Source organism: Shewanella intestini (assembly GCF_018221465.1).
In the GTDB taxonomy this organism is placed as follows: domain Bacteria; phylum Pseudomonadota; class Gammaproteobacteria; order Enterobacterales; family Shewanellaceae; genus Shewanella; species Shewanella intestini.
In genome coordinates, this window is sequence record NZ_JAAIKR010000027.1 from 1 (window position 1) to 13,989 (window position 13,989).

The window sequence follows — 13,989 nt, forward strand, 5'->3', positions numbered from 1 at the left end:
TTTTGTTGGTGGTGTCGCTGTTTTTTTTGGTCTCAGTTATTAATGATTCTCATTGCAAAATGATTTTAGCTGAATTGATATATTTTTATGTAGCCGCTCATGATGGTAAAAAATTGACCACTTTTTTTGCCATGACATCCTGGATAACGAGGGTTTTAACGTACTCTTGAGCGTACGGCTTTTTTATTGGTGATTTTTCAATACACCATCTTCTGGGGTTCATTAATGAGAAAATGCGACTTTTAGCCGCAATGATGGTTTGGTGGGCATGATCAAACGCATCAGGTTATTTGGCTATTGTTAGTTTATCAAGCGTGATGTTAGTGGTGTAGTCTTTTACTTTTGAATGCATTTTTTGACGTGGTGGTATTGCAGGAGGAGTATAAAAGTCGTGATGACTTTACTGATGAAATGAGTAAACACTTGGTTGATTCATGCATAAATTGAATTGACCAAGTGAATGATGTTTATTTGGGGTGTGCTTATTTAACGAAATAATCGCATTGGCATTGGCACAACATTTAATGTTGTTGCCAGTGAGCTTTGGAAGTCTTTTGCAAGTAATGCAACACCTTTATATAAGTCGGTTTCAGCATGTTCAATAGCAAGGTCTAGGCAACGTCCTGCCCAGGGCAGCATATGTTGTTGCAATAAGATAATTAATGCTTCTTTGGCCACGTTGTTTTTTGGGTCTGCCATCATTTGCTCAAGAAGTTGGTCAATGACTGCATAAAATAAAGCTAGGTGGTCAACGGGTTGCTTGTATTTTAATTCAAAGCTAATACCAAATTGTTGGTAAAAACGCATTAGTTCAACGGTTGAAGTGTCATTAATAATTTGTTGTTCACCCATATAAACCGATCCCCAAAGCATGGCTTTAGGCTCACCTGGGCCAAAGAATAACTGACCATAGTCAAGCTTCATTTGGTTGATTTGACTGCTATCCCACTTTGTTGCGAACAAGGCTAATGCGGCTTTGCCTTGTTTATTCAAGGGGGAATCTGTTAATACCGGCCATTGTTGTGCGATTTGATCATCAACCAGTTGTTGCAGTGAGCTTTCGCTTGGGTAGTCAAGAAGTAGGTTGTGTAATACGCGCGCGATTGCTTGTAGTTCTTGCAAGTTTGAAGTGGCGGTCATGAGAGGTTCCTGCTTTTATCAATCTTAATCTATGGGGCAAAAAAGACGCCCCGTAGGGCGTCATATTGGCGTTAAACTTCTGCGAAGTTTAATATTTCACCAGCGCGGCCACCGTGTTTATTCGCTTTGATGATAAGGTTAGGTGAAGTCACACTCTGTGATGGTAGTGGTGCAATATGACCATCGCCTTCACCGTATTTCTTGATAAGATTTTCCATCGTATCAAAATCCAGTGCACGTAGTGGGCAAGAACCAACACAAATCGGTGCCTTACCTTCTGCTAAACGGTCATAACAACCATCACACTTGGTCATGACTTTGCGTTCAGTGTCTAACTGAGGTGCATCGTATGGACAGGCTTTAGCACAGCTGTTACAACCAATACATAGCTCAGTTGCAACGTGTACTAGGCCATCTTCACGACGTTTGTGCATTGCGCTTGTTGGACAAGCTTTAACACAAACTGGTTCATTACAATGGTTACAACCAATTGATGCATAGTAAGAAAATACGCTTTGCTCAAAGCTGCCGTCGGCATTTTCTGACCATGTTCCACCGCCATATTCATACACACGACGCCAGTTAACGCCTTCGATTTTTGGTACTCCTTGGTCGATGGCATTATTGTCTTTACGGATCACTTCGCCTTGTCTGTCTTTACAGGCAATATGACAGGTTTTACAGCCGGTACACTTGGTGGTATCTAAATAGAAACCATATTGAATTTGTTCAGTCATTTTCTAATTCTCCATCAAGCTTTTGCTATTTGTACACGGTTGGTATGTTGTGGGTTACCTTTTGCCAATGGGCTAGGTTGGTAACGTGTTAAGGTGTTAATACAACCACCGATATCCACGATGTGACCTGAAGGACCGATATTGCCGGCTGGATCTGGCTCGTACCATGCTCCTTGACCCAATGCTAAAACACCTGGTGCAACACGAGGGGTAATGCGGACTGGCAACTTAATCGTACCGCGCTTGCTCCAAACGTGTACTTCAGTGCCTTGGGTAAAGCCTTTTGCGTTAGCGTCTTTCGGGTTCATCCATACTGCGTCTTCAACCGCTTCACGGATCCAAGGGACGTTGTGGTAGCTTGAGTGAGTACGACCTTTTGTGTGGTATCCCACAAGCTGGAATGGATATTCATCAGAAGTTTCATCATCGTCATAACCTTCCCAAGTCGCTTGGTACATCGGTAAGCCTGAGATGTAGTCACCTTTCACTTTGTCATCAAATTCCCACTGTGCGCCTTTTAACGCCATGCTTAATGAGAATAATTCGATTTTGCCTGATGGTGTTCTTAATGTGCTAGTGCCATTGATGTAGCTTTCAAGTGCAATAGACGGTGTGTCATTAAAGGCACGGAATACGCCTTGCTCTTGTGCTTCTTCATAGGTTGCTGGTAATGGTGGAATTGAATTGGCGTTGTTGCCATTAGTACGGGTTTTTTCATAAAGTTCAGCTAACCACTGCGCTTCGTCTTTACCTTCAGTGTACTCTTCCAGTTTACCCATTTTTTCAGCAATTAATGCACACATGTCGTACATTGATTTACATTCCCATAATGGGTCAACAGCAGCTTTCATTGCGACAAGGTAACCCATGATGCCTGATGCGTAGCTGTCGTTAACTAAGTCATTAGACTCTAACCATGACGTATCTGGTAGTAAGATATCGGCAAATTTAGCTGAAGGCGTCATCCAACAATCACATGAGACAATTAGCTCACACTTGGTGTCGTCTTCTAAAATTTTAGCTGCACCATTTGAGTCCGAATGTTGGTTAACGAGCGCATTTGAGTTAATTGCAAAAATGGCTTTTAAGTCGTTACCTAGTGGCGTATCTAAATCTGCAGTGTTACGGATACCATCTTTACGCGCTGTCATTTCATGACCACGTTCAATCGCATCTGGGAAAGTAAAGAATGAGATTTGTTCTTTTATTGGGTTTGTTAGTCCAGACATGCCACTTCGGCTTAAGCTGCGTTGACCTGGCAATGCACCATTACTCACACCAGGTTGGCCTACTTTACCGGTTAGGAATGACAACATGTAGCAAGAACGCATGGCTTGTTCGCCGTTTGCGTGGCGGTTAACACCTGCACCAGTAATAATAAATGGTGCACGCGCGTTCATAATCTTGCTAGCAAGTTCTTTAATGTTGGCTTCTGAAATACCACAGATTTTAGCTGCCCAACTTGGTGTTCTTGGACCTTCGTTAACAAACTTACCTTGGCCAAGAATATAATCTTCGTAGTTATCTTCTGGTGTGATGTAAGGTACATATTCAAGTTTGCTGTCATCACCTGAGTTTTCAAATTCCGTTTTTAATGCTTCTAATGACGCTTTGTCATAACCAACACAATGTTTGGTTAAGAAATCTTTTGAATTTGCATCAACCCAACCTGAGCTAATCATTTCATAAGCAATACCTTCAGCAAGTGCAGCATCAGTACCTGGACGAATTGGGTACCATGTGTCTTCTTTACCTGTCATTGAGTCTGTGTAGCGTGGATCAATCATGATCACTTCAAGTTCGCTATTTTGCTCAATGGCTTTTAGGTAATCATAACCTTCACCTGAACCTGACTGACGCATTTCACTTGGGTTATAACCTAGGCCAATAAACAGGTCACTGTCTTTTAGTGATAATAGGTTTGAACCTGAAGTACTGCCAAAGCCTGTTGCTGACGCGGCTTCGTTTTGTTGTGCCCAAGAGTAGTTACCATAAATATTTAAGAAACCACCATTAAGGTTCAAAATACGGTTAAAACAGCTTGAGCTTGAGAAACCATAGTAAGCGCCAGTGCCGTAAAGCTTAAGGATAGACTTGTTGCCGTATTCGCTAGCAATACGTTGTAGTTCACTGGCGATAGTTGATGCCGCTTCATCCCAAGAGATTGGCACAAACTTACCTTCACCACGTTTACCCACACGCTTCATTGGGGTTTTTAAACGATCTGGTGCATAAGTACGTTGGCGTAAAGAGCGGCCACGAACACAAGCACGGATTTGGTGGTTAACACCATATTCATCAGTGGTTTCGTTATCAGCTTCAACACGGGTAATCACCCCATCTTGGCTAAAGACTTTAACTGGGCAGTTTGAACCACAGTTAACTAAACATGCTGACCATGTTTGTTGTTCTTCAACTGGTGGTTTTGGCGGAATAACATTGACATCATCAGAGCTGGTTTTACAGCCTGTGACTGTTGCAGCACAACCCAGTGCAGCACTCGCTTTTAAAAAACTTCTACGTTCCATAAATAATATCCTTTCGTAGTGTTAACGATGCGTCTTAGCGCAACTTGTAGGTAAACGACAACATCACTTGGTGTGCGTTATAGTCGTGGTTGATATCACCGAGGGTAATCATCCCTGGGATGTCATTAACCCCTACTTGTGCTGCATCGGTGTCGAAATAGCGCTCATAGCGGTAGGTTAATTTAACGGCCATATCTTGGCTTACGTCATAGTTGGCATAGGCGGTAGCGCTGTGGGTGTATGAGTAATCATCTCCAAAGCTGTTGCTGTCGCCTGTTGCGGTAGTGAGGGTGTCGCTGATGGAGTTACTAAATAGGTAATCAAGGCCAACAGTTAATTGGTCTTGCATAAGGCCCGAGTAACTCACGCCTGTACCTAAGTTAATAAACTCATCTTCAATGTCTGCTTGCCAGTCAGCACTGGTGTAGCTTTGGCTACCTGCTTGATTTGAATTAATCCATTGTTGGCCCGCAAATACATAGCCATTAACGTGCTTGCTCATCGCAAGGTTAACGTTCATGTCATAGCCATAGTCTTCAGACTCCGTTAGCCCGATTTCAGTTTTGCTGTAATCGTCCTTGGCGTAACGGGTGGTGAGGTCAACGCTTACCCATGCATTTGGTGTGTGATTAAGACGTAATTCAACGCCGTTGCGACTGCGATCTGCAAGGTAGTATTTGCGCAGTAATGGGTTGTTTTCAGATGACGTGTATTGGTTTGCCTGATATTCAGAGCCACTGCGATTAGCATGCTCAGCTTTAAGGTTGATGTTAAAGCCGTCAAAGGCACGGACATTGAACTTCATCCATAAGCTGTCATCGTGAGTTTGTTCACGGTCGCTATAAGTTCGCTCAACTTCTTTGCGATCAAAACCGGCTTGCACGCGGTAACCACTGGCAATGCGGTAGCTGCCGTTCACTTTATATGTGTGACGGGTGATATCTTGTGTGGTGTTTTCTTTGAACGCACCGTTTAATCCGTTGAAGTCGTATTGTAAGAACTCTGCGGTTGAGCTTTGATTGTCACGCTTTGAGTAATCGATGCTGCCAGCAAGGCGTAACCGATTAGTTAGCATTGAGCTCACAGCAATACGGCCATCTAGGGTGTCAATTTGCCCATCCCAGTTTTGTAGTGGGTTGCCATTGATTTGGATTAAGTTGTCATCTTGGATCATGCGACCGGTAATAAAACGCCCACTCATGATGGTGCGATTTAATTGGTATTGACCTGATAGCGACACGCGATGAGCTTGGTTATCTGGCGTGGCTGCTTGAACAGGGGCGCTGTTATAAGATAAGTCATTGGCATCGTTTTCATAGAAGCTGCCAAGGTAGCTTAGCTGCGCCATCCAGTTATCACCTGACATATTCACGCCAGCATCAAACTGCTTGGTTTTTGCATCTACCGGAGCACCAATGTTAATTGGCGTTGGTGCAGTAATGCTGCTTGATTTAAAGCCCGTTTTACTTTCTTGGCTGTAACTGACAAACGCGTTGTATAGGTCGTGGGTATAGTCAAACCCTAAACCGATTTTTTCGCGTTGTAATGCTAAGTCAAACTGATTTGTGGTATCAGCAGGAGTTAATACGCCGTTGTTGTGCCATAAGTGGGACTGCGCTTGTGCTTGATAGGTTTTGATTGCGCTGTAATCAAAGTGGATCATATGGGCATTGCTGCGACCGGCTGACAAGTGAGCAAAGCCGTTATCTAGGCCTAATTGGTGGGCTTGTATATTTGCTTGATAACCTGACTCATCTTGATATTGCACGTCACTACTGACAGCGGTAATCACGCCATCAGTAGCAGAGCCAAGGGTGTTGCCTGCGTGGATATCATCGACATCGTTGATGCCAATGTGTGCACCTAATTGGCCTTGATAACCGTTGTTGTTAGTGCAACGTTGGCAAGTAAATTGGTCAGTATTCACCTTGGTGGTGTTAGCTAAGTTGACACCGAAGTTAGCTGCCATTACCGGTGAGACTGCAGTGCTTGCTGCAAGGGTCATCGCGAAGGTAACCATATTCATTTTAAATGACTTCATCATGCTCTCCGTTAGCGTTGCAGCAAGCTGCCTGATGGGTGGTTAGAACCGTGGATTTGACTGTGACAGTTCAAACAACTTTTTGCGCCGCCAAAGGCATCCATACCTGCTTCTGAAGTAACGCGGGAAGCGTGACCATCAGGAGCATGACATTGCTGACACAGTTGTGGTGCACGTTGGGTTAGCATGCTGTCGTTTACGCTGCCATGTGGGTTATGACATGAGACACAGTTTTCAGTTACCGGAGCGTGCTCCCATAAAAATGGGCCGCGTTTTTCACTATGACAGCTGTAACAGGTGTCGTTCACGGTAGGTTGTTTTAGCGCGCTTTCGCTCATTGAGCCGTGCGGGGCATGACAATCAATACATGTCATTTGGTTCCACTGCATCGGGTGAGAAGAACGCTTGCTCATGTCAGCTTTTTCTTTGGTGTGACAAGCGGTACAAGTGTCGTTAACGTGTAATTTATCTAAAGCAGGGTCTTTGGCAGCATGAATGGTGTGACAGTCACTACAAGCAATTTCTTCTAAGTTGTGAGTGCTGGTATGCCATGCCATTTGTTCTGGGTCGTTATGACAGCTCTGGCAGACGGTATTTTGGGTTGGCGCAGAGAGTTTGCTGTCTTTAGCAAAACTAATCATCGGCTCTTTACCGCCGCGATTATGCTTACCTTGTGGGCCATGACACGCTTCACATTGAAGGCCTGCCATCGGTGATTTTTTATTAGTAACTTGTCCGTGTTTACCATCAAATAACGCCATGACAGTGTCATTTTTTTGGTGACACATTAAGCATGAGTCCGCGCCTTTTTTAGAATAATCACCTTCATTAAACTTTTTCACCAAACTGGCTTCTAATTGTTCGCTGCTTAGGTTTTCCCAAGGTGTGGCTGTGGCCGTTATAAAGAGGCTGCTAATAAGCAGTGCTCCAATGGCAACAGTCGAGAGGATAGGTTTCATAGTGATTTGCCTGCCTATAGTTCATCAGCTAATTTGTTGAGAAATTGGCTGCTGGTTAAGAAGGCTGAATCATAAAATATTTTTTTCTCAAGAAGGGGGTTGTTAAATGTTCGTTGGAAGAATTTGTTTACTAGTGCAAATTAATACCTACAAAGTGATATTTAGCACAAATTGTTTATACAGGTGTATATTGTGATAAAACGACGGTAAAGCAAATAAATATTTTAAAATCATAACTTTAAGTGGTTCTGGTGTTTTTGTTGCTGTTAATAGGTTGTTGCTTTTATGTTTGCGCTAAGGTTGGATTGTGGTTTTAATGGTTACTAGGTAAACGAATACGGAGGTGTTTTTTACTTAAATTGTGATCTACTTAGGGTAAAGTAGACGGATTGTTTTGGGATGTTAATTATTTTGGTGGAGGTAAATCCCTTTTGTTTTACCTGTATCGATAATGGTTTGCATTTGCGTTTTTTGTTATTTATCTTAACAGCTTAGTTTTAATCAAGTTGAATGGATGCGCAGTTTGTTATAATTTTTTGCTTGGATTGTGACTTGATGGCCCCATGAAGATAGGACGTGAGTTTGACTTTTATTGGGCCGGTCAATGACAAGGGCAACGTTAAGCGTTTTAGCCTAAAGAGGTAGTATGAAGTTTGCTCGGGGTTAAACGCGTTAATGGTTGCACATATTACTGTTTGCTTTGCGTTTTGCTTGTCGCTGGGTGTCTAAATGCCCCATGGCATTAATTGTTTGTTGCGCTTGGTTAATAAGTTCTGTTGGGTGCTGCTGTGGTTTTAATGTCAATTGCTGGGCAAAGTGATGGGTTATTGAGAGGATAAGTTGCTCAGGTTGTGACAGGGTTTGATGCTCAATCTCTTTGACAAACAATAATAAGAAGCATTGACTAAGGCTATCAAATGCTTGTTCTAGGGTTATTTCAGTGACGGTATTTTTAGGCGGCACATTGACCATAGCAGCTATTAAGTTACACACGGTGGTCAATGTGGTAGCACCAACAAAAAAGCTCTGTAATGGCTTTTCGGTGAGAAGAAACACCTCTAATCGCTGTGCATATTCCGCTTGGTCCCATTGATTAGCGACTGAACGTATTACACTCACGGCGTTCTCCTATTGTTATTAACGGAATATTTTAGTTGGCAAAATCACCACACCTAACTGCTCTGTTAGTTCTTTTTCGAAATCAATGGCTAATTGGGCAATGCCTTTGTATAAATCGCTTTGGGCATGTTCAATGGCTAATGTTAAACAACGAGCAGACCAAGGTAGCATATGTTTTTGTAACAAAATAACCAAGGCTTGCTTAGCAATACTGTCTGGTTGTTCAAGCATTTGTTGAATTAGTTGTCCAATCACGGCATAAAATAGCCCTAAGTGATCAACGGGTTGATTGATTTTTAAGTCAAACTCGATGCCGTATTGCTTATAAAAATCCATTAAATCTAAGGTGGATTTGTCATTTAATGTCTGTTCTTCACATAAATACATCGATCCCCAAGGCATGGCTTTAGGTTCGCTAGGGCCAAAAAATAAATCGCCATAATCCACAATGGTGTCATTGAGCTGATCGGGTGTCCATTGGCTAAGAAATTGACCTAAGTGTTTTCTACCTGCTTGATTTTCAGGACGATTTGATAATGTTGGCCAAGTTTGATCCATGTCATTATCGATTAAAAATTGGATTGATTCTTCAGTTGGATATTCCATTAACTGGTTATGTAGTAATCGTGCAATTGCTTGAAGTTCTTGAAAACGAGCTTGCATATTGTTGACCTTTTAAATAACAGAACGCCTCCTTACGGAGGCGTTATAGAATAATCAATTACTTAAGTAATTAAACTTCTTTAGGGTTAAGAATGCTACCAGCAAGGTTGGCATTCTTATTTGCTTTGATAATCAAGTTAGGATGAGTAATGCTTTGTGATGGTAATGACGCTGGGTGTGCGTCACCATTACCATATTTCGCTTTAATGTTCTCAACAGTATCAAAGTCAATTGCGCGCATTGGACATGCTTCAACACAAATTGGTTTTTTGCCATCGGCTAAACGATCGTAACAACCATCACATTTGGTCATGACTTTCCGTTCACGGTCAATTTGTGGTGCATCGTATGGACAGGCTCTTGAACAGCTTTCACAACCGATACATAAATCAGTGGCTACGTGTACTAAGCCATCTTCACGACGTTTGTGCATTGCCCCAGTAGGACAGGCTTTTAAACAAGCAGGTTCACTACAGTGGTTACAACCAATAGAAGTATAATAGGCGAACACGTCTTGTTCAAATGTACCTTTGTTAGGGTCAACACTCCATGTTCCGCCACCAAATTCGTACACACGACGCCAAGTAACACCGTTTAATGCTGGTACGCCTAATGTTTTAGGGTCGTTGGTTTTACGGATGATATCGCCTTGTCTGTCTTTACAAGACACATGACACGCCTTACAACCAGTACATTTAGTGGTATCAATGTAGAAACAATATTGAATATTTTCGCTCATGGTGGACTCCATTACTGTGCTAGACGAATTTGAACACGGTTAGTGTGTTGTGGGTTACCTTTAGCCACAGGGCTAGGGCGATAACAAGTGAGTGAGTTAATTGCACCACCGATATCAATAACCTTACCTGTTTCACCAGTTCGGCCTTGTGGATCGGCTTGGTACCAAGCGCCTTCACCAAGAGCAACAACACCAGGAGCGACACGTGGAGTAACACGAACATCAATTTCAATTGAACCACGTTCGTTGTACATCTCTACTTTATCACCTGAGGTAATGCCGTATTTTTGTGCGTCTAATGGGTTCATCCATACCGCATCTTCAGTCGCTTCACGTAACCAAGGTACGTTGTGGTAGCTTGAGTGAGCACGACCTTTAGTGTGATAACCCGCTAACTGCAGTGGATAATCATCTTTAGTATCTTCATCTTCATATCCATCCCACGTTACTGTGTACTGAGGGATAGCTGTGATGGTGTCGCCTTTCCATTTCTTTTGATCCCAGTTAGCCGCGCGCCAAGCGAGTTCAGCTGAATAGATTTCAATTTTACCTGATGGAGTGCCGACGGGTTTACCACCATTAATGAGTCCGTCTAATGCAACAAAACGTTCATTTTCATTCTTACGGAAGAAACCAATTTTTTGGGCTTCTTTGTAAGTGGCAGGGAGTTGAGGTTCTAATTTAGCGTTAGCAGGCACTGCGCGGGTTTTTTGGTATAACTCTTCGCGCCATTGATCTTCAGTTTTACCTTCAGTGAACTCCTGGCCTTTACCGATTTTTTCAGCAATCATTGCAGCGGCTTGGTACATAGACTTACAGTCCCAAATAGGCTCGCCAGCAGCGCTCATTACGGTTAGGTAATCAAGTGCACCTGATGCGTATGAATCGTTGACTAAGTCATCAGACTCTAACCATGCAGTATCAGGAAGGATAATGTCAGCAAATTTGCTACCTGGTGTCATCCAGCAGTCGCAAGAAACAATCAACTCACACTTTGTATCATCTTCTAAAATTCTAGCGGTGTTGTTAATTTCAGCGTGTTGGTTTAACAAGGTGCTGTCTGCTGCCGCTACGATCATTTTGATATCTGCGCCAAGTGGCGTATCTAAATCATCGGTGCCTGTAATACCATGAGTTCTCGCTGTCATGGTTTTACCTGCTTCAATGGCTTCAGTCCAAGTAAAGAATGAGATTTTTTCTTTAACCTTGTTAGCACCAGTTGGAATGCCTGCGCGAGACGCACTCGTCATATGAGGAAGTTCCCCGTTTGATGCGCCTTCAACCCCTAATTTACCTGCAAGCACACCTAACATATAGATAGCACGAACGGTTTGTTCGCCGTTTGCTTGACGGTTAACACCCGCGCCAGCAATAAGGTATGGACGTTGTGCTGCCATTAAATCTTTGGCAATGTTTCTAATGCTGTCAGCTGGTACGCCGGTAATTTTACCTGCCCATTCTGGGGTGCGCTTTGGATTGTTGGCAAACGCGCCTACAGACATGATGTAATCATGGTAGTTTTGCGTAGGATCCATATGTTGTGCGTATTCAAGATGTTTAGCATCAGTGCTTTTTGCAAAGATGTCTTTTTGTGCTTGAATAGATGCAGCGTCATAACCAACTGTGTTTTTACTGATGAAGTCTTTTGAGTTTGCATCAACCCAACCAGAATTAATCATTTCATACGCAATGGCTTCAGCTAATGCAGCATCAGTACCTGGACGGATTGCTAACCAACCATTTTCTTTACCTAACATTGAGTCAGTGTAACGAGGGTCAATTAAGGTGACTTTTAAGCCGTTAGCACGTTGTAGTGCTTTAAGGTAATCATAACCTTCACCAGAACCTGATTGACGCATTTCACTTGGGTTGTAAGCAAAACCAAGTAAGAAGTCACTCTTATCTAAGGTGACGGTAGATGAGCCACTGGTGCTGCCGCTACCAAAGGTATGTTTGGCCGCTTCCATTTGTTGCGCCCAAGAATAGTTACCAAAATGGTTTAAACACCCGCCAGCTAGGTGAAATAAACGGTCGAAACATGCGTTTGATGCAAAACCATAATATGCGCCTGAGCCGTAAGCACGGTAGATTGATTTATTGCCGTAGTTAGCAATAATATCAGTCATTTTAGAAGCGATTTCGCTCGTTGCTTCTTCCCATGAGATAGGCTTGAATTTGCCTTCACCACGTTTACCAATACGTTTCATTGGGGTTTTTAAACGATCGGGTGCATAAGTACGTTGACGTAAAGAACGGCCACGAGCACAAGCACGCACTTGGTGCATACCATAAACGTCTTCAACTTCATGGTCAGTTTCAACACGGGTAATCACACCGTCGCGGCTGAATACTTTAACTGGGCAGTTAGAGCCACAGTTCACCAAACATGATGACCATGTTTGTTTTTCTTCTCCAACAACAGCTTGTGGTGCAACAACGTCAGCTTTATCTGAGCTGGTATTACAACCGGTTACTGTGGCAGCACAGCTTAATGCTGCACTGGCTTTTAAAAAACTTCTGCGTTCCATATTATTTCCTCTTAAAGCTTTACCGATGCGTATTAACGCAACTTGTAGGTAAACGACAACATCACTTGGTGTGCGTTATAGTCATGGTTGATATCACCGAGGGTAATCATCCCTGGGATGTCATTAACCCCTACTTGTGCTGCATCGGTGTCGAAATAGCGCTCATAGCGGTAGGTTAATTTGACGGCCATATCTTGGCTTAAGTCATAGTTGGCGTAGGCTGATGCACTGTGGGTGTACGAGTAGTAGTCCCCAAATGCAGTGTTATTGTTGCCTAAGCCATTGGTATAGGTGTCGCTGATTGAATTACTAAATAGGTAATCAAGGCCAAGGGTTAATTGGTCTTGCAGTAAGCCTGAGTAGCTAACTCCTGCACCTAAGTTGATAAACTCATCTTCAATGTCTGCATGCCAGTCAGGTGCAGAATAATGCTGGCTACCTGCTTGGTTTGAGTTAATCCACTGTTGGCCACCGAACACATACCCGTTAACGTGCTTGCTCATCGCAAGGTTCACGTTCATGTCGTAACCATAATCTTCTGATTCAGTTAGACCGATTTGGGTGTGGTTGTAGTCGTCTTTTGCGTAGCGGGTAGTGAAGTCAACACTCATCCAAGAGGTTGGGGCATGCGCAACAGTTAACTCAACTGCGTTGCGACTGCGATCAGCAAGGTAGTATTTACGCAATAACGGATTATTTTCCGAAGAGGTGTATTTACTGGCTTGATATTTAGAACCGCTGCGGTTGGCATGTTCCGCTTTTAGTCTGATGTTAAAGGTGTCGAATGCATTGACGTTTAACTTCATCCATACGCTGTCATCGTGAGTTTGTTCACGGTCACTGTAAGTGCGTTCGACTTCTTTGCGGTCAACACCGGCTTGCACGCGATACCCACTGGCAATGCGGTAGCTGCCGTTTACCTTGTAGGTTTTACGGGTGATATCTTGAGTGACGTTTTGTCTTAATGCCCCGGTTAACCCGTTAAAGCTGTACTGCAAAAATTGTGCGGTAGAGCTTTGGTTATCACGGTCGCTGTAGTTAACACTGCCGCCAAGACGTAAACGACTCGTCAACATCGACGTCACAGCAAAATGACCGTTAAGGGTGTTGATTTGACCATCCCAACTTTGCAAAGGGTTACCGGCAAGCTCAATTAAGCTTTCGTCTTGGATCATACGACCCGTGACAACGCGGCCGCTCATGACGGTGCGATCAAATTGATATTGGCCAGATAACGCCACTTGGTGCGCTTGGTTATCAGGTGTTGGTGCTAGCACATCGGTTTTATAAGGCAGGCTTATTGATTGGATGTTGTTTTCGTAATAGCTACCTAGATAACTTAATTGGGTAATCCAGTTATCACCTGACAGTTTCACACCCGCATCTAATTGCTTAGTGCGTGAGTCAATTGGCAAGCCGAAGTTAATTGGGGTTTTAGCAGAAACACTGCTTGATTTCATTCCCGTTTTATCTTCTTGGCTGTATTTAACAAACGCACCGTAGATATCGTGGTTGTATTCAAAACCAAAGCCGAC

Annotated in this window: 10 protein-coding genes; all 10 read right to left on the bottom strand. The window is 43.2% G+C overall.

The window, feature by feature from the left end; all coding sequences use genetic code 11:
- Window positions 1-486: 486 nt before the first annotated feature.
- Window positions 487-1,140, bottom strand: a complete 654-nt coding sequence (locus tag G3R48_RS16760) for a TorD/DmsD family molecular chaperone (RefSeq protein WP_153666339.1) — start codon at window positions 1,138-1,140, stop codon at window positions 487-489.
- Window positions 1,141-1,211: 71 nt separating this feature from the next.
- On the bottom strand, window positions 1,212-1,877 hold the full coding sequence (locus G3R48_RS16765) for a DMSO/selenate family reductase complex B subunit (protein ID WP_153666340.1): 666 nt from the start codon (window positions 1,875-1,877) through the stop codon (window positions 1,212-1,214).
- Between the two features lie 14 nt (window positions 1,878-1,891).
- Window positions 1,892-4,405 (bottom strand): DMSO/selenate family reductase complex A subunit, encoded by a 2,514-nt coding sequence (locus G3R48_RS16770; protein ID WP_153666341.1) that lies wholly within the window; start codon window positions 4,403-4,405, stop codon window positions 1,892-1,894.
- Window positions 4,406-4,439: 34 nt separating this feature from the next.
- A complete protein-coding gene (locus G3R48_RS16775) occupies window positions 4,440-6,446 on the bottom strand; it encodes an MtrB/PioB family decaheme-associated outer membrane protein (protein WP_153666342.1) in 2,007 nt (668 codons plus the stop codon).
- A gap of 11 nt (window positions 6,447-6,457) precedes the next feature.
- Entirely contained in the window at window positions 6,458-7,405 is a 948-nt protein-coding gene (locus G3R48_RS16780; RefSeq protein WP_153666343.1) for a DmsE family decaheme c-type cytochrome, read from the bottom strand.
- A 672-nt stretch (window positions 7,406-8,077) separates the two neighbouring features.
- A complete protein-coding gene (locus G3R48_RS16785; protein ID WP_153666344.1) occupies window positions 8,078-8,524 on the bottom strand; it encodes a hypothetical protein in 447 nt (148 codons plus the stop codon).
- Window positions 8,525-8,542: 18 nt separating this feature from the next.
- Window positions 8,543-9,187, bottom strand: a complete 645-nt coding sequence (locus G3R48_RS16790) for a TorD/DmsD family molecular chaperone (RefSeq protein ID WP_153666345.1) — start codon at window positions 9,185-9,187, stop codon at window positions 8,543-8,545.
- A 70-nt stretch (window positions 9,188-9,257) separates the two neighbouring features.
- On the bottom strand, window positions 9,258-9,926 hold the full coding sequence (locus G3R48_RS16795; RefSeq protein ID WP_153666346.1) for a DMSO/selenate family reductase complex B subunit: 669 nt from the start codon (window positions 9,924-9,926) through the stop codon (window positions 9,258-9,260).
- Between the two features lie 11 nt (window positions 9,927-9,937).
- Window positions 9,938-12,454 carry a DMSO/selenate family reductase complex A subunit gene (locus tag G3R48_RS16800; protein WP_153666347.1) on the bottom strand — a complete coding sequence of 839 codons (2,517 nt, stop codon included), beginning with the start codon at window positions 12,452-12,454 and terminating at the stop codon, window positions 9,938-9,940.
- 32 nt (window positions 12,455-12,486) lie between these two features.
- Window positions 12,487-13,989: MtrB/PioB family decaheme-associated outer membrane protein (locus G3R48_RS16805; RefSeq protein WP_212593412.1), on the bottom strand; the 1,503-nt coding region annotated here is incomplete at its 5' end.